This window comes from Thermosynechococcus sp. PP555, from assembly GCF_031583225.1.
GTDB lineage: Bacteria > Cyanobacteriota > Cyanobacteriia > Thermosynechococcales > Thermosynechococcaceae > Thermosynechococcus.
In genome coordinates this window covers 1212579-1239019 of sequence record NZ_CP134168.1, presented here as the reverse complement: position 1 = coordinate 1239019, position 26441 = coordinate 1212579, and the positions used below count along the sequence as shown (strand labels likewise).

The 26441-nt window shown below is 52.7% G+C and carries 25 protein-coding genes; 10 read left to right on the top strand and 15 right to left on the bottom strand.

What is annotated here, in order from left to right:
• The first annotated feature begins 48 nt into the window (after positions 1-48).
• A complete protein-coding gene (locus tag RHH27_RS05895; RefSeq protein ID WP_302679089.1) occupies positions 49-2295 on the top strand; it encodes a DUF3488 and DUF4129 domain-containing transglutaminase family protein in 2247 nt (748 codons plus the stop codon).
• On the opposite strand, the gene RHH27_RS05890 is transcribed toward RHH27_RS05895, so the two are convergent.
• Entirely contained in the window at positions 2292-3632 is a 1341-nt protein-coding gene (locus RHH27_RS05890) for a hemolysin family protein (protein WP_302679088.1), read from the bottom strand. The two genes, RHH27_RS05895 and RHH27_RS05890, sit on opposite strands and share 4 nt — an antisense overlap.
• 306 nt (positions 3633-3938) lie before the next feature.
• On the opposite strand from RHH27_RS05890, the gene RHH27_RS05885 reads away from it, so the two are divergent.
• Positions 3939-4991 carry a TrkA family potassium uptake protein gene (locus RHH27_RS05885; RefSeq protein WP_302676487.1) on the top strand — a complete coding sequence of 351 codons (1053 nt, stop codon included), beginning with the start codon at positions 3939-3941 and terminating at the stop codon, positions 4989-4991.
• Here the strand turns inward: RHH27_RS05885 and RHH27_RS05880 are convergent.
• The 10 genes from RHH27_RS05880 to RHH27_RS05835 form a co-directional block, all read right to left on the bottom strand.
• Positions 4973-6151, bottom strand: a complete 1179-nt coding sequence (locus tag RHH27_RS05880) for a glycosyltransferase (protein WP_302679087.1) — start codon at positions 6149-6151, stop codon at positions 4973-4975. The two genes, RHH27_RS05885 and RHH27_RS05880, sit on opposite strands and share 19 nt — an antisense overlap.
• Positions 6151-7197 carry a small ribosomal subunit biogenesis GTPase RsgA gene (gene rsgA / locus RHH27_RS05875; RefSeq protein WP_206201465.1) on the bottom strand — a complete coding sequence of 349 codons (1047 nt, stop codon included), beginning with the start codon at positions 7195-7197 and terminating at the stop codon, positions 6151-6153. The genes RHH27_RS05880 and rsgA overlap by 1 nt, the downstream gene beginning before the upstream one ends.
• On the bottom strand, positions 7194-7415 hold the full coding sequence (locus RHH27_RS05870) for a sulfurtransferase TusA family protein (protein ID WP_149817527.1): 222 nt from the start codon (positions 7413-7415) through the stop codon (positions 7194-7196). Before RHH27_RS05870 ends, rsgA begins: the two co-directional genes overlap by 4 nt.
• 24 nt (positions 7416-7439) lie before the next feature.
• Positions 7440-8225: a carboxylesterase gene (locus RHH27_RS05865; protein WP_255521518.1), complete on the bottom strand. Its 786-nt coding sequence runs from the start codon at positions 8223-8225 to the stop codon at positions 7440-7442.
• Positions 8226-8326: 101 nt separating this feature from the next.
• On the bottom strand, positions 8327-10582 hold the full coding sequence (gene pflB / locus RHH27_RS05860; RefSeq protein ID WP_206201464.1) for a formate C-acetyltransferase: 2256 nt from the start codon (positions 10580-10582) through the stop codon (positions 8327-8329).
• A gap of 301 nt (positions 10583-10883) precedes the next feature.
• Complete coding sequence (gene dusB, locus RHH27_RS05855) at positions 10884-11921, bottom strand: tRNA dihydrouridine synthase DusB (protein ID WP_206201463.1); 1038 nt, start codon at positions 11919-11921, stop codon at positions 10884-10886.
• A gap of 15 nt (positions 11922-11936) precedes the next feature.
• The gene (locus RHH27_RS05850; protein WP_302679086.1) at positions 11937-12899 is read right to left on the bottom strand and encodes a glycosyltransferase family 2 protein; all 963 of its coding nucleotides are present in this window, start codon (positions 12897-12899) and stop codon (positions 11937-11939) included.
• A 34-nt stretch (positions 12900-12933) separates the two neighbouring features.
• Positions 12934-13824 carry a glycosyltransferase gene (locus RHH27_RS05845; RefSeq protein WP_302679085.1) on the bottom strand — a complete coding sequence of 297 codons (891 nt, stop codon included), beginning with the start codon at positions 13822-13824 and terminating at the stop codon, positions 12934-12936.
• 19 nt (positions 13825-13843) lie between these two features.
• On the bottom strand, positions 13844-14725 hold the full coding sequence (locus tag RHH27_RS05840; protein ID WP_302679084.1) for an alpha-1,2-fucosyltransferase: 882 nt from the start codon (positions 14723-14725) through the stop codon (positions 13844-13846).
• Between the two features lie 100 nt (positions 14726-14825).
• Positions 14826-15608, bottom strand: coding sequence for a TIGR00297 family protein (locus RHH27_RS05835; RefSeq protein ID WP_315862903.1), 783 nt, complete (start codon positions 15606-15608; stop codon positions 14826-14828).
• 22 nt (positions 15609-15630) lie between these two features.
• On the opposite strand from RHH27_RS05835, the gene RHH27_RS05830 reads away from it, so the two are divergent.
• The gene (locus tag RHH27_RS05830) at positions 15631-16476 is read left to right on the top strand and encodes a metal ABC transporter permease (protein WP_302676498.1); all 846 of its coding nucleotides are present in this window, start codon (positions 15631-15633) and stop codon (positions 16474-16476) included.
• Between the two features lie 73 nt (positions 16477-16549).
• Complete coding sequence (ftsZ, locus tag RHH27_RS05825; RefSeq protein WP_302679082.1) at positions 16550-17812, top strand: cell division protein FtsZ; 1263 nt, start codon at positions 16550-16552, stop codon at positions 17810-17812.
• Positions 17813-17855: 43 nt separating this feature from the next.
• Here the strand turns inward: ftsZ and RHH27_RS05820 are convergent, their stop codons facing one another.
• Together RHH27_RS05820 and RHH27_RS05815 are read right to left on the bottom strand one after the other, a co-directional pair.
• A complete protein-coding gene (locus RHH27_RS05820; protein ID WP_302679081.1) occupies positions 17856-18722 on the bottom strand; it encodes an SDR family oxidoreductase in 867 nt (288 codons plus the stop codon).
• 6 nt (positions 18723-18728) lie between these two features.
• Entirely contained in the window at positions 18729-19562 is an 834-nt protein-coding gene (locus RHH27_RS05815; protein WP_302679080.1) for a fatty acid desaturase, read from the bottom strand.
• 319 nt (positions 19563-19881) lie between these two features.
• Between RHH27_RS05815 and RHH27_RS05810 the strand changes: the two genes are divergently transcribed.
• Positions 19882-20079, top strand: coding sequence for a DUF2949 domain-containing protein (locus RHH27_RS05810; RefSeq protein WP_206201456.1), 198 nt, complete (start codon positions 19882-19884; stop codon positions 20077-20079).
• Positions 20080-20108: 29 nt separating this feature from the next.
• Here the strand turns inward: RHH27_RS05810 and RHH27_RS05805 are convergent, their stop codons facing one another.
• On the bottom strand, positions 20109-20564 hold the full coding sequence (locus RHH27_RS05805) for a hypothetical protein (protein ID WP_206201455.1): 456 nt from the start codon (positions 20562-20564) through the stop codon (positions 20109-20111).
• A gap of 322 nt (positions 20565-20886) precedes the next feature.
• Between RHH27_RS05805 and RHH27_RS05800 the strand changes: the two genes are divergently transcribed.
• On the top strand, positions 20887-21231 hold the full coding sequence (locus tag RHH27_RS05800) for a carboxymuconolactone decarboxylase family protein (protein WP_302679079.1): 345 nt from the start codon (positions 20887-20889) through the stop codon (positions 21229-21231).
• Positions 21232-21241: 10 nt separating this feature from the next.
• Here RHH27_RS05800 and RHH27_RS05795 read toward each other — a convergent pair whose 3' ends face one another.
• Positions 21242-22594, bottom strand: a complete 1353-nt coding sequence (locus RHH27_RS05795; protein WP_149817559.1) for an AAA-associated domain-containing protein — start codon at positions 22592-22594, stop codon at positions 21242-21244.
• Between the two features lie 188 nt (positions 22595-22782).
• On the opposite strand from RHH27_RS05795, the gene RHH27_RS05790 reads away from it, so the two are divergent.
• The 4 genes from RHH27_RS05790 (at position 22783) to RHH27_RS05775 (ending at position 26367) form a co-directional block, all read left to right on the top strand.
• Positions 22783-23136 carry a hypothetical protein gene (locus tag RHH27_RS05790; protein WP_302676502.1) on the top strand — a complete coding sequence of 118 codons (354 nt, stop codon included), beginning with the start codon at positions 22783-22785 and terminating at the stop codon, positions 23134-23136.
• A gap of 106 nt (positions 23137-23242) precedes the next feature.
• Positions 23243-23722, top strand: coding sequence for a DUF2214 family protein (locus RHH27_RS05785; RefSeq protein WP_310438400.1), 480 nt, complete (start codon positions 23243-23245; stop codon positions 23720-23722).
• 67 nt (positions 23723-23789) lie between these two features.
• On the top strand, positions 23790-25760 hold the full coding sequence (acs, locus tag RHH27_RS05780; RefSeq protein WP_302679077.1) for an acetate--CoA ligase: 1971 nt from the start codon (positions 23790-23792) through the stop codon (positions 25758-25760).
• Positions 25761-25797: 37 nt separating this feature from the next.
• Complete coding sequence (locus RHH27_RS05775; RefSeq protein ID WP_302679076.1) at positions 25798-26367, top strand: DUF4340 domain-containing protein; 570 nt, start codon at positions 25798-25800, stop codon at positions 26365-26367.
• The last annotated feature ends 74 nt before the right edge of the window (positions 26368-26441 follow it).

Genomic DNA, 26441 nt, shown 5'->3' with positions numbered 1-26441 from the left:
GGGGAAGAGATTTGTTAGGATCAGGGCACTGTTTGCCGCTGCTGTTCGATGGTTCAGTCTTGGTTACAGCCCATTGCCAATTCCCCGATGCTAGCTCCCGCCAAGGATGTTGAGGATTCCCTACTGCTGCGCCTAGGGGTCTTGGGCATGGTGATTGTTGGCCTAGTGGCAACCGATGTGGCGGCGGATACTGCCAATAGTCTCTGGGCAGTTCCCCTCTCCATTGCGGGCTTTAGTTGGAGTTGGTGGGCACGGCGACAAAGAAATGTGGTGGCAAAGCTGGCGATCGCCGTTGGGATGTTGACGGCATTAGCGGTCTTTTTGGCGCGGTTGGCAGCACTGAACCAGGATTCACGGATTTTGCTGACGGAACTCTTGATTCAACTGCAAGTGCTCCATAGCTTTGACCTGCCCCGCCGCAAAGATTTGGGCTACTCAATGGTCATTGCCCTGATTTTAATTAGTGTGGCGGCCACCCTCAGTCAAACCATGACCTTTGGGCTGTTTCTTGTGATCTTTCTGGCGATCGCCCTACCCGTACTCGTCCTTGACTACCGCTCGCGCCTTGGCCTACTCTCCACCACCCTGAAATCGCTACGCTTGCCTTGGCGGCAATGGGTCGGCCTCTTTGCCCTGATTCTTGGCTTGGGGATGGTGGTCTTTGTGCTGCTGCCGCGCTTCCCCGGCTATCAAATTCGCACCTTGCCTGTCAGTGCTGAAATTCAAGTGGCAGGGGAGTTTGACCAAACCCGGGTGATCAATCCGGGCTATGTCAGTGGCCGTGGTGGTGGTGGTGTTGGCGAGGAACTGGCCAATCAAACCTTTGACCCGAACTTTTACTATGGCTTTGGCTCTGAGATTGATCAGACCTTTGGCGGGAGCATGACGCCTAGGGAGTTAATGCGGGTGCGATCGCAAGCCCCCGGCTTTTGGCGCGTCCTTGCCTTTGATGAATATACGGGGCGGGGTTGGCGCATTAGTCGCAACGATAAGGCAGAAGTGCTGCGGCGTTCCCCTTGGAGTTTTCGCTATCTGCTGCCACAGCAACTCTCCCAAATGCCGACGCGGGAAGTGATTCAGACCTATACCATTGTCTCTGAGTTTAGTAACCTGATTCCCCATCTCTACGAACCCCGCGAACTCTATTTTCCCACCCGTGAAATTGCCCGTGACCCCGAGGGTGGCCTGCGGGCGCCGGTGCCCTTGCCCGAGGGGCTGACCTATTCTGTGATTTCCCAAGTGCCCGTGCGCGATCGCTCCCTGTTGCGCAGAGCGCCAAAATTAAATCACACCGTAGGCTATCAGTTTTACCTTGAAGTCCCCCCTGACCTGAAACCACGGCTGCAAGCGCTGGCCAAAGACCTCCTTGCCAAGGCCGATCGCTCGATTCCCGAACCCTACGAGCAAGCTCTCTACCTCACCCAAGCCCTGAAGCAATCCTATGCCCTGAAAACCGACATTCCCGAACTAGGCACAGATCAAGACTTGGTCGCAGCCTTTCTGTTTGAGTGGCGCGGCGGCTATCCCGATCACTTTTCCACGGCGTTGACGCTGTTACTGCGCAGTATTGGCATTCCCACGCGCTTGGTCACCGGTTTAGGAACGGGGGAATTTAACCCCTTCACGGGCTTGTATGTGGTTCGCAATACCGATGCCTATGCCCTGACGGAAGCCTACTTTCCCAATTTGGGCTGGTTTCTCTTTGATCCAATTCCGGGGCACGATCTCTATCCAGCCACCCTAGAGGTAGATCAGACCTTTAGCGTCCTCCAGCAGTTTTGGCAGTGGGTCACGGGATGGTTGCCGACCCCGGTGACGGGATTTTTTGGCATTATCTTTGCTACCCTCGAAACTGCTTTGCAAAAATTCTTTGATCTGTTTAGCCAAGGGCTGGGGGGGATTGTCCAAGGGATTTTGATTCTCTTTGGTGGCGTCATTGTAGTCTGGGGTTTGTGGTACGCTCTCCAGATGTGGCGATATCGTCAACGCCTGCAAAAACTGCCGCCGATCGCCCGCCTCTATGTACAAATGCTCGATGGTCTCGCCCAGCAGGGATTACCGAAGCGACCCAATCAAACTCCGTGGGAATACGCGCGATCGCTGCAAACCGCTGGCCGTCTTGATGCCGTCAGTCAGCGAGCCATTGAAACCCTGACGCAGGCCTATGTGGCTTGGCGCTATGGTGGTGATCAGCCCCCCTTGCCACCCCTGAAACGCGCCCTGAATCAACTGCGACAACAACGCTGGCGATCGCTGCAACGTACAGTAGCGGATCTGCATCTGCGCCGTCGTTAATCCTTGTCCTTGGGGTTGCTGTCATCGGCGAGGGCATCATCGCTCACTAGTTCGGTCACCAGCACCTTATCCACGCGGTTGCCATCCATATCCACCACTTCAAAGCGCAGGCCATCGGTTTCAATGTAATCTCCCGACTGGGGAATACGCCCAAATAGCGTAATGATTAGCCCGCCAAGGGTGTGGTAGTTGGCCGTGTCCTCCTCAGGTAAACTTTCCCGCCGCAGCAATTCCTTGAGTTCATAGGTCGAGAGCAACCCATCCAATAGCCACGAGCCATCCTCCCGCTGAATAATTTGCGGTTCCTCCCCCTCGTCGTGGCGCAGTGTGCCAATAATCGCCTCCGTGAGATCATTGAGCGTCACCAGTCCTTCGATGCCCCCGTATTCATCGGTAATCAGGGCAATGTGTTGACTCGACTGACGAAAGAGTTCAAGGACATCAAGTGCCGGTAGGCCTTCGGGAACAAAGAGCGCTGGTTGCAAAAGCTGGCGCAGGTCAATCTCTTGCTGGGTGAGACGAGCGGCCAAAAAGTCCTTGGCTGAAATAATTCCCAAGCAGTGATCAATGGTCTCTTCGGCCACGGGAAACCGCGAATGGGAACTGGCCAGAATTTCTGTTTCTATTTCTTCAAGCGAGGATTCAATATCCAGCCACACAATATCGGTGCGGGGGGTCATGATCGACTGAATCGGGCGATCGCCCAAGTTAAAAATCCGCGCCACCATGTCCTGCTCCGCCACCTCAAAGAGACCCGCCTGTGCCCCCTGTTCAATCAGGACTTTAATTTCATCCTCTGTAACCGTTTGGTCAGCAATGGTGGTAATGCCCAATACTTGCAGGATGGTGTCTGTGGAGACGCTGAGTAAATGCACAATCGGAGCCGCTAATTTCGTCAGCCATGTCATGGGTTTGGCAATGTTGCAGGCGATCGCCTCGGGGTACGTCATGGCAATGCGCTTGGGCACCAGCTCCCCAATCACTAGGGAGAGATAGGTAATGCCCGTCACCACAAGGGCAATACTCAAAGGCTGACTATACTGCCCCAACCATGGCACGGGACTGAGGGCAGCCTGTAACCGCTGGGCGAGGGTGGCACCGCCCACGGCACCACTGAGAATCCCAATCAGGGTAATCCCAATTTGTATAGCCGAGAGAAAATTATTCGGGGAGTTGGCAAGTTTCAGAGCCACCTTCGCCTTGCGTTGACCCCGTTTTGCCAGTTGCTCAAGACGAACCTTGCGTGCAGAGACCACTGCGATTTCAGCACCAGCAAAAATGCCATTGGCGATGATGAGCAGCAGCACAAGTAAAATTTCTAAGGCAGCGGCAGACATTGCAGCTATTCTTCTAGGGGGAACCCCAGATATACAGTCTGAGTCGGCATTGTGGGTCGTCAGGCTTATTCAAGAGACTGCTCCTTTACTGCCGATGTTGTTTCTATCATGCTGAATAAATCGCCCCTCTGCCAGTGATATCGACCTGTTGAGGGGATGCGATTGGGTCATTAAGCAGTTTTGGCTGTTTCGAGGGGGTTTCATCCTTAGGGAAAAGGGTTGTATAGCAGTCAGGATACTGGAATCTGGGAGACTCTACAAGGGGGCGGAATCTTAGAATAGACGTGATGTTTCCCTCGCCAACCAATGCACGAGCGACTTCAACGCTTCCTTACCCTAGGGGCGATCGCGATTCTGGTGCTGTTAATTGTGGCTTTCCTCTGGAGCGAAGAGGCACTTCAGTCGCCGAGCCGCGCTTGGGAGACCCTCAGTAATGCAGTGATTACCTTGGTGGGGGAGTATCCCGATCGCCCGCGCACCCTGCTAGGGCAAGTCCTGCAGCTAGTGCTACTGCTTTTTGGCACCTTTGCCTTTGGTGCCCTGATTGGCAAATTTTCCGCCTACTTTGTCACCCAAGCTCTTAGCCAAACCCTACCCATGAAACCCTTTAGCAACCACATCATTATTTGCAACTGGAATGCCAAGGCGCCCCTTGTGCTCCGCCAACTGATTGCCGCCAACGCCTACCATCCCCGTGACATTGTGCTTTTATGTGCTGAACCGATTGCACTGGATCCTGAATTCCAAGGGCGCCCGGATGTCTTTGTAGTGCAAGGGGATCCTACCCACCATGGCACCCTAGAGCGCCTCAATGCCCCCCAAGCCAAAGCCATTATTCTGCTTGCCGATGCCGACATGGAAGCTCCCGATGAAAAAAATGCCCTCATTGCCCTTGCGGTAAAGCACCTAGAGAAAACCCCTGGCCAAGAGCAGGATATTCATGTGGTGGCCGAATTGGTGAATAGCGATCGCCAGCGCCACCTCAAGGAAGCGGGGGTGGATGAAGTGATTTTGAGTCAGGACTATAGTTCTGGGATTCTGGCTCAAAGTGCCCTCTTTCGCCAAATGTCCGAGGTCTATCGGCAACTCCTGACCTATTCTGATCACACCAATGAGTTTTACTTCATTGAGCCAGGGCACTATCCCACTACCCTCTGTGGCCTCTCCTTTGCTGCCCTCAGTGCTTGGATGAGTGAGTACAGTAGCCGCCATCCAGAGAACCCGCTGCTCCTGATCGGGATTCGCCGCCAAAATCAGCAGGTGTTGCTCAACCCTCGTCCCTCAGACTTTCAGAGTCTTGACCCCACTGACACGCTGATTGTCATGGCCTATCGCCCCATCTATGACTTGCGGGGATAAACCCGTCCTTTCCAAGCACCGCCCCGACCTTGCCAGTGGCGCCGCGCCGAATCCAGTGTCATCAGCGTATAGAGGAAGGCAATCACAGGCAGTGTCAACGCCCAAGCCCTATTGAGGCCATAGAAACGCACCGTTGGCCCGTAGGCGATCGCCATGCTCCCCCAAGTGAGTCCCGCCATGACGGCTAAGGGTAGCGACTGACCGATCAGACCGATAGCAAGGGCAAGGGGCGCCCACAAATACACCAGTGTCATGCCAATCACGGTTCCCACCAGCAATAGCGGTGAATAGGACAACTGCGTATAGGCAGTGCGAGCCACCATCTGCCAAATACTGCTGAGGGTATTGTAGGCCCGCAAACTCACTGTTGTCGGTGTTAATCCCAGCCAAATGCGGTAGCCTGCGCGCTTTACCGCTGCTGCCAAGGAACAATCATCAATTAGGGCATCGCGAATACAGGCAATGCCTCCTATCTTGTCCAGGGCCAGAGGATCAATCAAAATACACCCCCCCGCTGCAGCCGCCGTTGATCGCTGTGGATCGTTGACCCAGCGGAAGGGATAGAGCTTGGCAAAGAAAAAGACAAAGGCGGGAATCAGCAATTTTTCCCAAATACTTTGGCAGCGCAGTTTCACCATCAGCGAGACAAGGGCACAGTTTTGCTGACGGGCGTGGGCGACCAATTGGCGCAAATTTTGGCGATCGTGGGCAATATCGGCATCTGTGAGCAGCAAGTAATCGGGATCAAACGCTCGGGCGGCCTCAATGCCTTGGGACAGCGCCCAGAGCTTACCTGACCAGCCGGAGGGGAGCGGTGTGCCTTCAATCACCGTTAGGCGATCGCCCTTGCCCAGTTCCAAAGCCGTTTGGCGAGCAATGTCCCCTGTGCCATCGTTACTTTGATCGTCCACCAAGATCAGATGTAGGGTTCCAGCATAGTCCTGTTCGAGGAGCGATCGCACACTGGTGCCAATCACCGCCGCCTCATTGCGAGCTGGAATGACAACCACCACCCTTGGCCAAGCCCTGAGGTCTCCCCCCTGTAGCCGCTGATCCGGGCGCCAAAACTGTCCCCAAAACAGCAGCAAAACCAGCCAGATTACCAAGGAAAGACCCGTTACACTCAACAGGATGAGAGTTAACACAAGGGGCATCGTCATCACAGTTCGCTATCGAGGACTTCTTCAGCCATAGGATTGAGGTGCTGATGCTGCTGTCGGCGCGATCGGCGGCGATATTTTTTCGGATCCAAGAGGGGTTCAAGGCGCTGCTGCCCTTGGCGGTCACTCTTGGCCTTCACTGGGGGTGCCTTCCCTAAGGATGGCTCTGAACTGGCCATTGTTTCTAGCTCATGCAAATACTCAATGTAGAGGAGGTAGCGCTCCCAATCACCGCGTACACAGCAGCCCGGTTCCTGATCGTGGCGACAGTTATCAAAGAGACACCGATCCTTGCTCAGCCGTTGGCGAATCTCCGGAAAAGCCGCCGCCAATTGCTGGGGGTCTTGGGGCAGTTCCGGCTGATTAAAGCCCGGTGTATCGGCAATCCAGCCCCCCGCTGGCAGGGGAAAGAGTTCCACATGGCGAGTGGTGTGCCGCCCCCGGTGCCAGTGATCCGAGACCGCACCGACGCGAATATCTTCCCGAGGTGTCAGATGGCGGATCAAGCTACTTTTGCCTACCCCCGACGGGCCACAGACAACTGTAATCTTATCGGCGAGGTGGGGATGCAGATGTTGCCAGTCGCTTCCTTGGGTGAGACTGAGGACATGGCAGTGATAGCCCCATTGATGCAGGCGATCGCGCCACTGCTGTTGCTCTTGCGCAGAAACTAAATCCGCTTTGGTGAAAAGCACCTGAATTTCGACATTCAATCCCTCGGCGGTCAAGAGAAAGCGGCTAATTTGATGGACATCAGCAGGAGGGTCAGCCAAGGCAAAAAGGAGCAACACTTGATCGACATTGGCGATCGCTGGGCGTGACAATTGATTGCGGCGGGGCAAAATCTCAGCGATCGCTCCGCGGTGTCCTTGCCAGTCGGGATGGCTCACCACTACCCAATCCCCCACACACACCTGTTGCCCCATCTTCTTGAGGCGGGCGCGGCGTACACACAGTAACTCCTCAATACCATTGGTGGCTTCCCGCAGGCGGACACGGTAGTAATTGGCCTGAACAGCCCGCACCAAGCCCACCAGATCACTCATGCCGGACGCTGCACCTGAAGGGCAAAATAGTCCTGCCGTGGCTCAATCCCAAGGACATCGTAGCCCGCCATGCGCAAACTATCGGGCACCTGCTCAATGGGTTCTCCTGCATCCAACCACACCTCAAGGGGCTGCTGGGGGGGCAACTGTTGCAGTCGCAGTTTTGTGCGCACAAAGTTCAAAGGACAGGGCGTTCCCCGTAGATCCAATGTTTCCATGGCAGGGCAAGTAACCAACTGCAACTATCTTCCCAAAAAGGCGACCACCTTGGCGAATACCTGTTCTCGCTCGACATCAAGGGGGAGCAAGTGATCCGACTCCTTGAACCAGTGCAATTCCTTTTCGGGGCTGCCTAGGTGTTCATAAATTCTCTGTGCCCCTTGGGGGTCAACGACCGTGTCAGCAAGGCTTTGCAGAATCAGTGTTGGCGTTGTGATCAGCGGCAGTTCCCGCTCCACTTGGGCAATCAGCTCAAGGGCACTGCGCACCGCTTGCAGGTTGAAACTTTTGAAAAAGCAGGCGGCTTCTGCTGCTTGGCGTAGGGGGCGATCGCGGATTGGTAGGCTGCGCCGAGGCACAAAGGGAATCCACTGGCCAACGGACTGCACAAGCCTCTCTGGAGCGACGGGGCAAAACCAAGGCCGATAGATGCGCAAAAAGGGGGCAAGGAGTACAAGAGAATCAACGGCATACTCATAGGCAAGATGAAGGGCTAGCGTTCCCCCAGTGGAAAAGCCCACCACGGCAACCGTGCGATGGCTGTCTCGTAAGGTCTTAAAGGCTGTCACTACTGCCTCATACCACTGCGGCCATGTCGAGGCGGGCATTTGGGCACTGGGGCGATCGTGCCCCGGATAGAGGATGCCCTGAACCGTCCAGCCTGCTTTGTAGAGAACCTCTCCCAAAAGTTGCAGTTCATAAACCCCACCCCCCAAGCCATGGAGTAACAAGCAGGCGCGATCGCCCGCAGCATGGCTATAGAAAAAGGGAAGATTAACGAGATTCACCAATGTACGCAAACACCACACGCTAGCACCATAAAAAATCTACCCCGATCGCCAGAGCAACCGAGGTAGAGGACGCGACGTTCATCTAGGCGGCAGTTCGCCTAAAGAGCCTAAAGATGAGCCTAAAAGCGTTCATGGAAGGTGCGGTTAATCACATCCAACTGTTGTTCGCGGGTGAGTTTGATAAAGTTCACCGCATAGCCCGACACCCGGATGGTGAGTTGGGGGTACAGTTCAGGGTGATCCATGGCATCCAACAACATTTCGCGGTTAAGCACGTTGACGTTGAGGTGGAAGCCTTGGTCGTGGATGTAGCCATCCAGCAGATTCACCAAGTTGCTGATTCGATCCTCCCGTGTCTTGCCAAGGGCACTGGGCACGATGGAGAACGTGTTGGAGATGCCATCTTGGGCATGGACATAGGGCAACTTGGCCACGGATGCCAGTGAGGCGATCGCCCCTTTCGTATCGCGACCGTGCATGGGGTTGGCGCCCGGCGCAAAGGGTTCACCGGCTTTGCGGCCATCGGGAGTATTGCCGGTTTTCTTGCCATAGACGACGTTGGAGGTAATCGTCAGGATTGACTGCGTAGGCACGGCATTGCGGTAGGTTTTGTGTTTGCGGATTTCATTCATGAAGGTTTCCACGACCCACACCGCGAGACTATCCACGCGATCGTCGTTGTTGCCGTACTTCGGAAAATCACCCTTAATCTCGTAGTCCACCGCCAACCCTTCGGCATTGCGGATCACTTTCACCTCGGCGTACTTAATGGCCGAGAGGGCATCCGCCACCACCGATAGACCCGCCACACCACAGGCCATGGTGCGAAAGACATCGCGATCGTGGAGCGCCATCTCCAGCCGCTCGTAGCAGTACTTATCGTGCATGTAGTGGATGACGTTGAGGGTATTGACATACACCTTCGCCAACCAAGCCATCATCTGTTCAAAGCGCGGCAGCACTTCTTCCCACTTCAGGGTGTCGCCTGTAATCGGCGCAAACATCGGTGCCACTTGCTGGCCAGAGACTTCATCCCGACCGCCATTGATTGCGTAGAGGAGGGCTTTGGCTAAATTCACCCGTGCCCCAAAGAATTGCATTTGTTTGCCGACCCGCATCGCTGAGACACAGCAGGCGATCGCGTAGTCATCGCCCCAGTAGGGACGCATCAAGTCATCGTTTTCGTATTGGATCGAACTGGTGTCAATGGAAACTTGGGCGCAGAAGCGTTTGAAGGCCTCTGGCAAGTTTTCCGACCACAGCACCGTCAAGTTGGGTTCGGGGGCAGGCCCAAGGGTATAGAGCGTATTCAGAATACGGAAGCTGGTTTTCGTCACCAATGGGCGACCATCAAGACCCATGCCACCAATCGATTCCGTGACCCATGTGGGATCGCCAGAGAAGAGTTCATTGTATTCCGGCGTCCGCAGGAAGCGCACCATCCGCAGTTTCATCACAAAGTGGTCAATCCATTCTTGGATCTCAGCTTCTGTGGCTGTGCCGTGGCGCAAATCCCGTTCAAAGTAAATGTCGAGGAAGGTGGAGACCCGCCCAAGGGACATGGCGGCGCCGTTTTGTTCTTTGACAGCCGCAAGGTAGCCAAAATAGAGCCACTGAATCGCCTCTTTGCCATTGGCCGCTGGCCGCGAAATATCAAAGCCATAGCTGGCGGCCATTTCCTTGAGTTCATTGAGGGCTTTGATTTGCTCTGAGAGTTCTTCCCGTAGGCGGATGGTTTCTTCGTCCATGACATCCACTTCTAGGGAAGCCTGCTGTGCCTGTTTGTCGGCAATCAAGCGATCTACCCCATAGAGAGCCACGCGGCGATAGTCACCAATAATCCGACCGCGGCCATAGGCATCCGGCAGTCCCGTAATGATCCCCGATTTACGACAGCGGCGCATTTCGGGTGTGTAGGCATCAAAGACGCCATCGTTATGGGTTTTGCGATATTTGGTGAAGATTTCCTTCGTGTGCGGATCCAATTCGTAGCCGTAGGCCTTGAGGGAGGTTTCAACAACGCGAATGCCACCAAAGGGCATAATCGCCCGTTTCAGGGGCTGATCGGTTTGCAGGCCAACGATTTGCTCCAACTCGCGATCAATGTAGCCCGGTGCGTGGGCTGTAATCGAAGAGGGGACACTGGTATCGGCATCGAGCACCCCTTTTTCGCGCTCTAGTGCCATCAGGTCGCGCACTTTTGCCCATAGTTGTTGGGTGCGATCGCTAGCGCCTGTGAGGAAGGAGGCATCCCCAGCGTAGGGGGTATAGTTGCGTTGAATAAAGTCGCGCACATCAATGCGATCGACCCAATCACCACCCGTAAATTCTCGCCATGCCGCTTCGGGCAATTCTGTGTAGCGTGTACAGTTCATAATCAATGTTCCTCATCAAGTGTGCAGCAATTTCTCGCGATCGCCCTTCACCAATAGCGATCGCCCCTTCAAACCAGCAAGAACCTGCTAACTGCAAATGCTAGAAAATACGCAAGAGATTAAGCGATTGCGATCAAACAAGAAATGCAAATGAACTTTTTGTAGGCCAAGCCTCATCACTCTTTTTTGGCCTGCTCACACCTACACTTTCATTATAACCCGTGGGTTCTAGGGACTTTTTTTACGAAATTTTTGCGGAATTGTTGCGCAACACAAATCTTTTTTTCATTTGTTTAGGTATTTAGGCCGCGATCGCCTCGGTGTCTGAACTTACCTGCAAGCGCTCAATTGCTGCATCCAGCAGGGCTAAACCAGCCTCTAGGGTTTCAATGCGACACAATTCACTGCGCAGTTCTGCGGCATCAGCAAAGCCCTTGGCGTACCACGTCAAATGTTTACGGGCTTGGCGAATCCCCCGTTCCCCCTTGTATTCCCAGAGGGCAATGAGATGATCCCGCGCACAGTGCAGACGTTCAACCACCGTTGGCGCAGGCCGCAATTCCCCGGTTTTCAAAAAGTGATCAATTTCCCCCACCAAGAAGGGATAACCCATCGTTCCTCGCGAGCACATCACCCCATCCGCCCCAGTTTGCTCTAGGCAGCGCACCGCCGCTTCCACCGAGAAAATATCGCCATTGGCAATCACGGGAATACTGACGCGCTCCTTCACCCGCGCAATCCACTCCCAGCGAGCTGGGCCATTAAAGCCTTGGGCACGGGTTCGCCCATGAACTGTGATCATGGCAGCGCCAGCATCTTCCATCGCCTTGGCAAAGTCAAGGATATTAATCTCCTGATCGCTCCAACCAATGCGGGTTTTGACCGTAACCGGCACAGGCACCGCCTTGGAGACCGTCCGCACAATTGTTGCTGCCGTTTGCACATCCCGCAGCAGCGAAGAACCACCGCCATTCTTCGTAATTTTATTCACGGGGCAGCCCATATTGATATCTACCGTATCCGCCCCTTCAGCCACCGCCTTTATCGCTGCTTCCGCTAGAAAATCAGGGCGGCAGTCAAAAAGCTGAATACTAATGGGGTGCTCATTGGCATCCACTTCCATGATCCGGGGCAATGTTTTCAGATAGTGCAACCCCGAAGCACTGACCATCTCCGTGTACATCATTGAGTCGGGGGCATAACGGCGCACCAATCGCCGAAACACCAAATCAGTTACCCCGGCCAACGGGGACTGCAAGACCCGACTATTGACCGTAACAGAGCCAATCTGCAATGGCGTTGCCAAACGGGCTTTTAGCTCTGGAGACAGGGTTAACATAACTCCCACGAAAGCTCAATGCTGCTGCTGCGGTGTTTGCTCTTGATAGGCTGAGTAGACTGCCCGCACATTATACCAGTTCAAAAAGATACGAGCCACTTCCAAGGCATCTTGAGGGCGACCGATATTAATCAGCCATTGCAACAGGGGCGCCAGTGTTTTTTCATTGAGAATGCCGCCGAGGGATAGGATGGCCCAAAGGAAATAGTGAAAGGGCGTCATTTGAATCATGAGCTTCACTTCCCAAATGGGATGCTTTTTATAGAACAAGACCCCCATTCGTCCCCTTTCAATCTCTTTCTGAATCAGGGTGGGCACTTGACTGAGGGAAAAGGGGGGATGCCAGTGGTAGCCAACGGCTGCGGGGCACTTCAGCAATCGCAAACCCAATTTCTTGAGGCGCACCCCTAGTTCTAAATCTTCCCAGCCATAGAGTTGAAACTGGGTATCAAAGAGGCCTGCTTTTTCCAACCAATGGCGGGCGATCGCCACATTTCCCGTTGCAAAATAGGCGGCTGAAAAATCAACAATTTTATAGGGTTCTGAGGTTGGCTCTTCAAAATTACAGGTATTAATCACACGACCATAGGAAAAAGCAGGAACCTGAGCAATATCCTCAATGCCAAGACGTTCTTTTTCTTGAGTTAAGCGCTTCCCATGGGCTTCTAAAAACGTTTCCGTCACCACCAAGTCACTATCAATAAAGATAATCCAGTCACCCTTGGCCACCTGCAGACCTAAGTTACGAGCCGCTGCCGGACCCAGATGTTCCTGTTGAAACCAGCGGACACAGGGAAACGCTTCACGATGTGCCTCAAGCCACTCAATGGTGTTGTCTGTTGAGCCATCGTCAACAATAATGACCTCATAGCCCTCAATGCCTAAGTCTGGATTCCACGTTTGATGGGCGATCGCGCGAACACACTTTTCTAGAATGGGCAAGCGATTATAGGTAGGAATTACGACACTAAAAAACATGATCACTCCAGAAATGTGGTCTTGAGCTACTCAACTAGCTTGTTCTATCTAAAACCCAACTATGAAAACGGTGGTAACAAAGGCGTGGGAAGGCATGGTGGAGAATTTTTTCTGCTTCTGTTCCTTTATAACATTGCTTTAACTGCCGCAGGAGTTGGAATGTTTTCCACAAATCTTTCTCTGCTTCTTGAGCCTCAGTTGCTGAAATTCCTAGCTTGGCACTCAGTAGTTGTTGCCAGTGGCGCGAACGAATCCGTTGACTATTTTGAGCTTGCTGCCGACGATAAAGGCTGGAGGTTTGTTTGCGATGCACTCGGTACTGCAGAAGCACCTCTGGCACATTCCCCATCTTGAACCCTGCCGCCCATGCCCGCTGCCAGAGATCATAATCTTCCACCAGTGACCACTCAAAGGAGTACCTCAGTTCTTTGAAAACACTGGAGTGACCCATTACAGATGGATGGGCAAAAGGTACACCAAATAACAATTCAATTTCGCAACCTTCATGGGAAGGAGGATAGTGCCAAGAACCAATCGCTGCCCCAATGAGCTGAACAGATGAGCCACAAAGATGTAGTTTATTTTTTTCTAGAAATTCAAGTTGACTTTCTAACCTGTTAGGTAAAGTCAAATCATCTGCATCCATTCTAGCGATATACTGACCCTTAGCAAGTTCAATTGCTTGATTCAGTGTATAAATCAAACCTTGATTATCCCGACGAATTAAATGAATACGAGCATCAAGTTTTGCATAATTTGATAAAATTTCAAAGGAATTATCTGAAGAACCATCATCAATAACAATGAGTTCAAAATCATTAAAGGATTGATTAAGAATAGAATTTATAGCTAATTCAATATATTGGTCAGAATTAAAAACTGGTAAAATAACTGAAATAGTCGGACTATTGTTTATATTCATCATTAACAATAACTAAATCATCTCAAATTCTAATCCAAGTCTTTGGAATTAAATCCGAATCATCTTTATCAGATGTGGCGAACCATTTTTGAGGAGCAATTACAATTTTTTCAGGGCTATTATTTAGCCAAGCTCCCCACCAACTAAATGTACTGTTGGCAATAATATGATGACGACATAGACTCATTAATCGCATATCATTATAGCTCTCCTGACCAGTATTATTTTCCACATAGTAAACAGGGTGCGAGATCTCTAAGTTTGATTTTGCCCATTCAATTTCATCTGAGAAAATGAAAAATACAGGATCAGCGACAAGGGTAGTGATATATTCAACTGCTCTGTGATAGTAATCAAGGCTACAGACACCATGAACTTTGTGTGTCGTTAAATTAGAAATATAATCCCCACGTCGGATGTGAAGACTGACCGAATGACACTGGGTAATTTTATCTGCCCATTGAGCATTTATTTCTGACAAGGGTTTCCTAAACTTGAAATCTTCCCGTAGAACGTCAGCAATTTTGCTAAAGTATTTTTCTGATTGCCAGTAGCCCTGAAGGTAGGCAATGTCGGGGACAGAATGAATTTTCTCCCAATAGTGATAGTGAGGTTCAAGAATTAGTCGTCCCTTACATAGTGCTGAAAGTCTAAGGTTGGCGATCGCTCTCCTGATTTTTGGTACCCCCCACCAACCCAAAACAGACTTCAAATCTTCAAGAGAAGCAATTGGGGCCTCACAGCAAAATACACGATGTAGCTCAAACCCTTGATGAAGCTGGTAACTTGCAAAATCGGAAATATCTAAACGCAAGGGCACTCCCCTAGTCATAGACAAAGCCCTTCCTACAGCATACTGGAACATCTGATTGCCAAGGCCACCGATAAGATTGACAAAGATCATCGTTCCGAGTGTTTATGACTAGCGTTGACTTGATCCAAAATACCCAAACGAGTCAAGTCATAAAACCGAGAGTTAAATCCCTAGATCACCAGTAGACTTCCTATGAAACCATAAAAATGACTGCCATCGCCAAGAAAGCCCCCACAGTTGTATTGATGCCGTTCACTATTTCATTACTCAGCCAAGTGTAGCGTTCCTGAAGGGTGGCTCCCACAAGACTCTCCACAAGGTTGGCTAGGAAAGCAGCAAGGATACAAATGGGGAGGGCGATCGCCCCCATCAAGCCCACACTCCAGCCTAGCACAGCAATCACGGTGGCACCAATTAGACCGGCCAGTGTTCCCTCTAAACTCACCGCTCCCTCTGTCCCTCGGGGCACTGGTTGCAATGTGGTAATGAGAAAGGTGCGCTGACCATAGGCTTTGCCCACTTCACTGGCACAGGTGTCTGACAGCTTGGTGCTAAAACTGGCCACAAACCCCACCAAAAATAACTCCCGCCATTGGGGTAGCAGGAGAGCAAGGAGTGCACAGAGGGTGCCTGTAAAGGCTGATCCCCAGACATTCTCTGGGCCGCGCGCCCCGGCGCGTTTTTCAGCAATGCCTGCGGCCTCTTTTTCGGCCATGCCAATGCGGGTGACGGCTGAACCGACAAGGAAATAGACCATGACAATCAGATAGCCCTGCCAGCCTAAGGTGCCCCAAATCAGCACGCCGAGGAGCCACGCATGGAAGAGACCTGCTAGGGTGAGTAATTTTTGCCGTGTAAGGAGGGCGATCGCCCCAAGGACGGTATTGAGCAAAATACCTATCCACCAAGGGTTCAGCAAAAGGATGCCATCCACGAGAACCGCACTCCGACTGTACTGGCAGCACCTTATCATACTTTTCAGGCATAGAGGACAAATGATGATCACTTGGCTATTGGAGCCACTGCAACATGCATTTATGGTTAAGGCGCTGGGGGTAAGCACCCTTGTGGGTTGTGTGTGTGCGGTATTGTCCTGTTTTTTAACCCTAAAGGGCTGGGCCTTGATGGGGGATGCGGTGTCCCATGCGGTCTTGCCCGGTGTGGTCTTGGCCTACTGGCTGGGGCTGCCCTTTGCTTTGGGGGCTTTTGTCTTTGGTCTGATGGCCGTGACCCTCATTGGCTTTATTCAACAGCAGACACGGGTGAAGGAGGATACAGTCATTGGCTTGGTGTTTACGGGCTTTTTTGCCTTGGGGTTAGTGCTGCTCTCGAAGACCGCCAGTAGTGTTGACCTGATGCATATTCTCTTTGGGAATGTCTTGGGGATTAGCGATCGCGACCTCTGGCAAACAGTGATTGTGAGCCTCATGACACTGATCACGATCGCCCTACTGCATCGGGATTTGATTCTCTTTTGCTTTGACCCGACCCATGCCCGCACCATTGGCTTAAATACAACCCTGCTCTACTATCTCCTGCTGGCGCTGCTGTCCCTCACCACCGTGGCTGCCCTGCAAACCGTGGGCATTATTCTCGTCGTGGCGATGCTAATTACACCGGGGGCAACGGCCTATTTGCTGAGCGATCGCTTTGGCATCATGGTACTCATTGCCTTGGCGGTGGGTGGCCTTGGCAGTTTATTGGGAACCTACATCAGTTACTATCTCGATGCGTCAACAGGTGGCTGTATTGTTGTCCTGCAAACAGTGATTTTTTTGCTGGCGATGATTTTTGCCCCCAAGCACGGTCTGTTGGCCAAAGCCCGCTCTCCCCTGAGTTAGGTTTAAGGATTATTTTGTGGGGTGTTGCCGATGCCTTTGCTAGAGTTCATGATATAGTTGCCCCATATTTATCATGGGTGAAGACAGTCGCGTTATGGAGTCAGATCAACAGTGGCCTACGGAACCTGTTCCCTCTGAAGTCCCCGCCTCCTTTGTTTCGGGAGAGGTAGGCATTGCATCTGGCGACAATGGCCATGGCGCACCAACCGATGTGTTAAGGAGTTATGACAGCTTGGTGGAAACTTCAGCAGCGCGCATCAAAGTGATTGGTGTCGGTGGCGGCGGTGGCAACGCAGTCAACCGCATGATTGCCAGTAATGTGGCGGGTGTTGAATTTTGGTGCGTCAATACTGATGCGCAAGCGATCGCCCAATCCCAGGCCCACCGCTGCCTGCAAATTGGCCAGAAACTCACCCGTGGTCTCGGCGCCGGTGGCAACCCCGCCATTGGTCAAAAAGCGGCTGAAGAATCCCGCGAAGACCTTGCTGCGGCACTCAAGGATGCCGATTTGATTTTCATTACCTGCGGCATGGGAGGTGGTACCGGCACTGGCGCTGCCCCAATTGTGGCTGAAGTGGCTAAGGAACAGGGCGCCCTAACTGTTGCAGTCGTCACCCGTCCCTTTACCTTTGAGGGTCGTCGTCGAGCGAGCCAAGCGGATGAAGGAATCGAAGCCCTGCAAAGTCGTGTTGACACCCTCATCGTGATTCCCAATGACAAGATTCTCTCAGTGATTTCGGAGCAAACATCGGTTCAGGATGCGTTTCGAGTGGCCGATGATGTCCTGCGCCAAGGGGTTCAAGGGATTTCCGACATTATTAACCTGCCGGGGCTGATTAACGTTGATTTCGCCGATATTCGTTCGGTGATGGCTGATGCCGGTTCTGCCATGATGGGTATTGGTATTGCCTCTGGCAAGTCACGAGCTACGGAAGCTGCCGTCAGTGCAATTTCTTCGCCCCTACTGGAGGGGTCGATTGAGGGTGCCAAGGGCGTTGTCTTCAATATTACGGGGGGCACAGATCTCACCCTCCATGAGGTCAATGCCGCTGCCGAGGTGATCTACAATGTGGCCGATGCTAACGCCAATATCATTTTCGGTGCGGTGATTGATCCCCAAATGCAAGGGGAAGTTCAAGTCACCGTTATTGCCACTGGCTTTAGTGGTGAACCCATTAGCCGCACCCGTGCCACAACCAAAACGACACCCCTAACGAACCGCCCCCTAACGACGGCATCGCCTCCCCCGGAAGCCCCCGCAACACAACCAGAGGTTGAAGCCAAGCCGAAGTTAGACATTCCTGAGTTTCTCCAGCGACGGCGACCGAATCCTTAGGTATTATAAGGTGCCTATTTCTCACAGGGGATGGCAGGCCGTCTCAAAGACCTAATTCGCTGGCGATCGCTAGTAACCCCTCGCGGTAGGAAGGATAGCGGAGCTGAACGCCTAAAACCCGCTTGATTTTGTCATTGCGGACTCGGCGGGATTCGCGCCAAAAGGACTGAGCCATTGGACTCAGATTGGCTGCCTCTAACGGGATGGCTGGTGGGGCTGGGCGACCCAAAAGACGATAGGCCTCGAGTAGAACAGGGAGCGACTCTGAGGGTTGATCATCACTGAGGTTATAGATTTCCTGCGGCGTGGGTTGTGCCAGCGATCGCTCAAGGGTTTGGACAATATCGACCACATGAATACGGCAGAAGTAGTGCCCCGGTTTATCAATGAGTTGCACATCACCCTTGAGAATACGAGCAATGGGATTGCGTCCTTCTCCGGGGCCATAGATGCCGGGGAGTCGAAAGATATGGGTGGGCAGATTGGAGTTGAGAAAGGTTTGCTCAATGCTGACGCGGTGTTGTGAACGCAAATTTTGGGGATTGACGGGTGTGGTTTCATCTACCCAGCCCCCTTGGCGATCGCCATAGACCCCCGTTGTCGAAAGGTAGCCAAACCAGTGCAGATTCAGTTTCTCTAACTGCGGCAACAGTGCCAGCGCAACCGCATCCTCCCCTTGGCGATCGGGAGGAATACTATTGAGGATGTGGGTTACCCCCTCAAGGGCGGCTGGTGCTAAGGGAACTGGCTCCCCCTGCTGCTCCCATGTAAAGGGAAAACAAGGAACAGTGCTGAGTTCTGGCGGCGGCTCTCCCCGACGGTTGGTAATGACCACATCAATGCCTTGGGCTTGGAGCGATCGCGCCAACCACGTTCCCGTATAACCGCAACCGAGAATGAGAACCCGCATTGCGCTCTATTCTTGGGAAGAGGCTGCTGGTGCTTCTACCAAACGCACCTTCGTAGCCAAACCCAGCAATTGCAACAAGCGAATGGTGAGCCACGTCAGATCCAGTTCCCACCACTGCAACCCATGGCGTGCCGAATATTGATAAGCATGGTGATTGTTATGCCAACCCTCGCCAAAGGTTAACAGGGCGACCCACCAGCAATTCGTTGAGTGATCCGTGGTTTCAAACGTGCGATAGCCAAAGGCATGGGTGGCACTATTCACCAGCCAAGTGGTGTGATAGACCGTTACAAGACGCACAAAAATTCCCCAAACCACAAATGGCCAACCGCCCCAGAGGTAAAGAACAATGGCCAAGACCACCTGAATTGGTAGAAAGTACTTGTCAAGAAACTGATACACCGGATCATCCGCAATATCTTTGGTGAAACGGGGAATCTCTGCCTCCGCTGGCACCTCACGAAACATCCATTCAATATGGCTCCACCAAAAGCCCTTACGGGAATCGTGGTGATCATTGGGTTGATCGGAGTACAGATGGTGATGGCGGTGCAGCCCAGCCCACCAAATCGGCCCCCCTTGCATTGAGAGTGTGCCGCAAAAGACCAAGAAATACTCTAACCACTTGGGCACTTGGAAGCTGCGATGGGTAACGAGGCGGTGCCAACCAAGGGTAATACCAATGCCAGCAGTCAACCAGTGAAGTACAAGCGCCAGCAGGACTGCCTTCCAACTAAACATGCCGGGTAAAAACGCAAGAAGAGCACCGAGGTGCACAAAAATAATAAAGGTCGCCGTAGGCCAGGCAATGGGGGGTTTGGCAACGGTGGCTTGGGTCATGAACACATCCGTAAAACAACTGATTCGGCTGCTGTTCTCTCTAGGCTGAGCTTGAACAACACCCATCAGACTTTAGTATAACGAGCTACGGTTGAGTATCTTTACTTAGGGTGTTTTTCCCAAGACCAATGATTCGGCAATCCCCCCTATAAATTCCCTCTGGTGGGGGAAGTCTCTGGGGAGAGTGTCCCCGAAAATACCAGGCATCATACCAAATAGCAGGCTGATTATTTCACTTTCTGTGGTTTTGTAACGAAATGTTGCATTTTCTCAGATTAATCCCTAGGATAGAGGGTAAGGTGTGGTAGTTATAGGAATCATGAAAACGCCACGTTGGACACGACTCATTGACTTCCTACAGCGGGAGATGGCACTGTCCACCGCTGCCATTGACTTCGGCCTCAAGCACTGCGATGAGCAGGTGAATCTGTTGCCCGTTGTTCTCTGGCAGTATGGCTTGGTGAGCCTTGAGCAGCTTGACCGCATCTTTGACTGGCTAGAAACCAGTCACTCCTAGTGGCGCTCTCAGAATTCCTTTATTTAGGCTTAATGAATCACGGTGTCCTTAGCAACAAAGTCATAGCTCTGGGAAATCCCTAATTGCTGAGGCAGAGAAATGGGACTTTGCCAGCCCACGGGTTGAATTGACAACAGGGGTGAGGGACTCTTGAACGTTCCCCAGAGATGAACCTTCTTACCGAGTAGCTCGGGCGGAACGGTAATTTTGTAACTGCAACCATGACTACCAGCAGGGGACAAAGTAGCGGTGGCACCCCCCACTGGAAAGCCGCCGGGAGGATGCAGTGTGGCATTAATCACAATCTCATTGCAGGAGATAGAAGGAGATTTATTGATCTTGCCGATAATCGTAGGGCGCACCCGTACATTACTTGGGGGTTGCAATTGCACGGTCTGGGTGGCAGCTAGAGGTACAGCACGGCTCACAGCGGGGCTGAGGGCAACGGCGAGGCAGGCGAGGAGTAAACCTTTTTGATTCAGCATTTGGGTGTCCTTTGTGTGAATGGAGAGAACAGTTTTGTCTAGCCCCTATGGGGTGAATACTCTTATCCTAGGTGGGCTGACTAAGAACATCCGTGGCGTTTCTCACCCGCAACCGATGATGCTCATCACCAAGGGCGGTGACCGTCGAACATGTTTAGCCTGCACTCCCCCATCCTCGCGTCACAGGTGGGGGTTAAGGCGCGGTAATGTAGCGAAGCGGAGTTGCCAATAGACCAATGAAGAAGAAAAAACGTTGAAGTTTCGGGCGGGTAGCCTGCTTCAGCGGCGATGATAGGCGTAACACGATTGTTTGAGAACAGCGATGTACACCGAGCAAATTAACCACATCAAATCCTACACGGCAAAGCTAACGGCAGCGATGCCCGATGCCATGAAGGCCTTTTATAGCTTGAGTCGGGCCTCGTCAACCCCCGGTGCTCTTGATACCAAAACCAAAGAGTTGATTGCCCTAGCCATTGGGGTTGCCAAACACTGTGACGGCTGCATTGCCTTCCACACCCGTGCTGCTTTGCATGCAGGCGCAATCCCTGAAGAAATCATGGAAACCCTCATGGTGACTGTAGCCATGGATGGCGGCCCTGCCTTGATGTATGCCACCCATGTGATGGAGGCGCTAGAGGAGTTTACCCAAGCGCAGACCCATTAGGACATTCCCCTCAGACTGCTGTCGTTTCAAGGGGCAATGGCTCCTCGGGTTCACTGACTTCAAGGAAAATTTCTTTGGCCGGTTCGTCGTAGCTAAAGAGTTCGGCGTAGCGTCCCCAGTCAATGGCGGTATTGAGCTGGCGATCGGCCTCCTGCGGCGTAAAGTGCCGCTCTAAAATATCCAGCACCAAACTTTCGGGAATGCGGTGGTTTTGCTTGGCCATTAGGAAAGTGTGGATTTGCTGCACAAGGCGAATATGCTTGAGGAGTTGTTGGCGAATAATCAGCTTGCGCTGGTCAATGTCCCCCTGAATAAAGGCATTGCCAATCGGGGTCACGCTGATGTCTCCCTCCTTGAGTTCCACCAGTTCCATCATCTGGGCGGCTTCGACAATGGGCAGAATATCATCTAGCTCCAGTTGCAGCTCTTGGGCAATGCGGTAGAGGTCTTCTTTGCGGTGTTCTAGGAGTTCCAATAGACCGGCGATCGAGCCAATGCGCACATGGGGGAGCAGCGGATAACGCGGTTCTTGACTCGTGGGCAGGGTAGCTGGCTTGGGTTCCAGTTGCTCCAATTCATCCACATGGGGATTGGTGAGAATTTTATAGATGCGATCCACGGTGGCTTGAAACTCAGGGTTCTTGCGATCGCGATAGTGGGGCAATGTCACTGGAAAGTCAGCGCGGACGCGACCGGGGTTGCTCCCCAAAACAATAATGCGATCGGCGAGAATGACCGCCTCTTCAATGTGGTGGGTGACAATCAAAATACTCTGGGTAGGAATTTTATGCTCTAGCCACAGATCGAGAAGTTCAAAGCGCAGGTTCTCTGCTGTCAGCACATCCAAGGCGGAAAATGGCTCATCCATACACAGGAGTTCCGGCTCCACCGCCAAAGCACGGGCAAATCCCACCCGCTGCCGCATTCCCCCCGACAGTTCCTTGGGGTAGGCGTTTTCAAAGCCATCCAAGCCAATAATGTCAATCATCCGCAGTGCCTTGCGGCGGCGCGATCGCGGGCCTTCTCCTAGAGCCTTTAGCCCCAATTCCACATTTTCTAAAACCGTTAGCCACGGATAGAGCGCCGAACTTTGAAAGACAATCGCAGCCCCCGGATTCAGGCCCTGCATTGGCTGCTCGCGGTACAAGACCTGCCCAGACGTAGGCGCAACCAAACCCGTAATAATGCGCATCAGGGTTGACTTACCGGATCCCGATGGCCCTAGGAGGGCAACAATTTCCCCCGTGCGCAATTCAAGGTTAATATTTTCCATAATGCTAATGACCTGACCGTTGGGCTGACGGTAGGCCTTACCCACATCCAGTAAGCGGACGAGCGATTCCCCTTTGGTTTTGGCGTGCATGGTCCTGCATCCTGTGGCATTTCCACCGTTAACCTACCATGAGGATTCAGGTCTTGGAAAACCTAGGGGACAAAAATTGCTACTAGGGTTGGCGATCGCCCCTCATTTGCGGAATTTCTGATAACCCCCCTTGAGATTTTTATTGTAAACTGATCAGCGGTTTCTTCACAAAAGGTAACAATTCCGCTATGGGACTCTTTGATGGCCTTTTCCGTCGGGGCAAGCAAGCTGACGCCCAACCCAGCAAAGACTTTTTTCTCGATCCCGATGCAGCCAAGACCTACGGCAACATTGAGTACATGCGTACCGCCAAGGTCGTGAAAAAAACGTTCCCTGCAACCGGCGGTGCCAAAGAAGAGGTAGAAGTGGTGGAGTTGGTCTCCGCCATCGAAAGGGTAAATCCAGAGGCAGAAAACAAAGGTAAACCCGAACCCAGTGTCAGTGATGTGGTAACGCCCCCAGTGGAAGAACAGGAACGCCGTCGCAGTGATCCCAGCTTAGACCGCTTTCGCTCCATGGCCAAAGATCTACGCCGTGGCTAAAGCCTAAGAACTTGTGGGGGTTGGCACTTGCGCATCCCAAGGCTGCCCCCTAGGATCAATACAGCCCTTTTTGCAAAGTCTCTCACTCGCCAAGGAACGCTATCGGATGAACACCCTTTGGAGCAGTGCCGCGATCGCCTATCTGCACTACCTCAGCTTTATGGTGGCTTTTGCTGCCCTTGTGGTGGAGCACCTCACCCTGCGCAAGGATATAGACCTTAAACAGGCTTGGCGATTAGTGATTACGGATGCCCTCTATGGCATTGCTGCGGTGACTGTTCTTGTCACGGGCATTTTGCGGGTTCTCTATTTTGGCAAAGGCACTGAATATTATTTGGCCAACCCCATCTTTCACCTCAAGGTGGGCTTATTTATTTTGGTGGGGCTATTGTCGCTGTATCCAACGATCTCTTTTCTACTGTGGATTAAACCGCTGCGGGAAGAGAAGGCTCCCACCCTCGAGTTACCAACGGTGCAGCGTTTGACTTGGGTGATTCGGGCTGAACTGGCCTTTCTCAGTGCCATTCCCTTTTTAGCAGCGATGATGGCGCGGGGGATTGGTTTGGATTGGATTCAACGGGGATAAGCAGGGGTCATCTTCAGTAGGGGAGCGATCGCCCCTATGATAGATCTTGCTGCCACGGATAAAACGGATGAGTCATCCCACGATTGAATCCATTCTTCAGGAAAACCGCCTTTTTTATCCCCCCGCTGATTTTGTGGCCAAGGCGCGGATCAATTCCCTTGAGGCCTACAATGCCCTCTACGAAAAGGCCAAAGCCGATCCCGCTGCCTTTTGGGGCGAATTGGGACAACAGGAATTAGAGTGGTTTCAACCTTGGGATCAGGTGCTGGATTGGCAGCCCCCCAATGCCAAGTGGTTTGTCAATGGCAAAATCAACATCACCTACAACTGCTTGGATCGCCACCTCAAGACTTGGCGCAAGAATAAAGCAGCCTTGATCTGGGAAGGAGAACCTGGTGATAGCCGCACCCTCACCTATGCCCAACTGCACCGCGAAGTCTGCCAATTTGCCAATGTCCTCAAGCAACTGGGGGTGAAAAAGGGCGATCGCGTCGGTATCTATATGCCGATGATTCCAGAGGCAGCCATTGCCATGTTGGCCTGTGCGCGGATCGGCGCCCCCCACTCAGTGGTCTTTGGGGGGTTTAGTGCCGAAGCTTTGCGCGATCGCCTCATTGATGCCCAAGCCAAGCTGGTGGTTACGGCTGACGGTGGCTGGCGCAAAGATGCCATTGTGCCCCTCAAGGATCAAGTGGATAAAGCCCTAGCCAATCAGGCAGTTCCCAGCGTTGAACATGTCTTGGTGGTGCAGCGCACGCAGCAGCCAGTGACCATGGTGCCCGGTCGCGATCACTGGTGGCATGATCTGCAAAAGGGGGTCAGCGCTGACTGTCCTGCCGAACCCATGGACAGCGAAGATTTACTCTTTATTCTCTACACCTCTGGCTCCACCGGCAAACCCAAAGGCGTTGTCCACACCACAGCGGGTTACAACCTCTACACCCACATCACCACTCAATGGGTCTTTGACCTCCAAGATACCGATGTCTATTGGTGTACCGCTGATGTTGGCTGGATTACGGGTCACAGCTACATTGTCTATGGGCCGCTGTCCAATGGGGCAACCACCCTCATGTATGAAGGGGCACCCCGCGCCTCCAATCCCGGTTGCTTCTGGGATGTGATTGAGAAGTATGGGGTGACTATTTTCTACACAGCTCCCACGGCTATTCGTGCCTTCATTAAAATGGGCGAACACTTGCCCCGCGCACGGAACCTCTCTTCTTTGCGCCTCTTGGGAACCGTGGGTGAACCGATTAACCCCGAAGCATGGATGTGGTACTACCGGGTCATTGGCGGTGAACGCTGCCCCATTGTCGATACATGGTGGCAGACAGAAACTGGGGGGCACATGATTACACCGCTACCGGGGGCAATTCCCATGAAACCCGGTTCTGCCACCAAGCCCTTTCCGGGGATTCTTGCCGATGTGGTGGATCGGGAAGGCAACCCCGTGGGGGTCAATGAGGGTGGGTATCTGGTCATTCGTCACCCTTGGCCAGGAATGATGCGAACCGTGTACGGAGATCCCGATCGCTTCCGCCGCACCTATTGGGAACACATTCCGCCTCGCGATGGCCAATACGTTTACTTTGCTGGCGATGGTGCCCGCAAGGATGAAGATGGCTACTTTTGGGTGATGGGACGGGTTGACGATGTGATCAATGTCTCCGGTCACCGCTTGGGCACGATGGAAATTGAATCGGCATTGGTCTCTCACCCTGCTGTTGCTGAAGCAGCCGTTGTTGGTAAACCCGACGAGGTCAAGGGAGAAGAGATTGTTGCCTTTGTGATTCTTGACGGGTCGGCTACCCCCAGCGATGCCCTCCAACAGGAATTAAAGCAGCACGTTGTCAATGAAATTGGTGCCTTGGCACGGCCGGCGGAGATTCGCTTTACCGATGCCCTGCCCAAAACGCGATCGGGCAAAATCATGCGGCGGCTCCTGCGTTCCCTTGCAGCTGGCCAAGAGGTATCTGGGGATACTTCAACATTGGAAGATCGGTCAGTGCTGGATAAGTTGCGCCAGGGGGCTTGAGAGTCTCCCCTATCAATGAGTCTATAATTGATAGGCTATGGCAAGTGGCATCCGCACAAAAACACTCGTTCTTTTAACAACGGCGGCCATTTTGGGTGGCGGTCTCTATCTCTTTGAGAAACAGTTACCGACTCCCAATAGCAATGATACAGCGGCCAAAAAACCTCTTTTTGGCTTTCAAGAAGGGGATGTGGTGGCCTTGAAAATTATTGCCCCTGATTACAGCCTCAACCTGAAAAAGTTGGCTACAGGTAACTGGGTAATTGATCGGGCAAAGCAAACCCCCGCAGAAGAGGGCACGGTTGTCTTTTTATTAAACTTATTGGCCACGGGTCAGCGCGATCGCTCTCTCGATGTACCTACTGAACGTGCCGGGGATTATGGCCTTGCTCCCCCCATGGCCACTGTGGATATCACCCTTAAAGATGGCCAGCAGCACCGTTTACACTTGGGAGACACCACCTTTGACGGCCTCAAGCTCTACGCGGAAATTGACCCGCCAGCGGAACCGCGCGAAAAAATGACGGTGACCCTCGTGCCCCTTGATCTTAAAAATGCCCTCCAGCGCCCCCTACAGGAATGGGAGCGTCAGCAAGCAGCAAACTAGAACGCTGTGACTTCTGGCACGACTCCCCAAAAGCTCGTCAGAATATAAAAGCGTAGTGAACTATTGAGTGAACA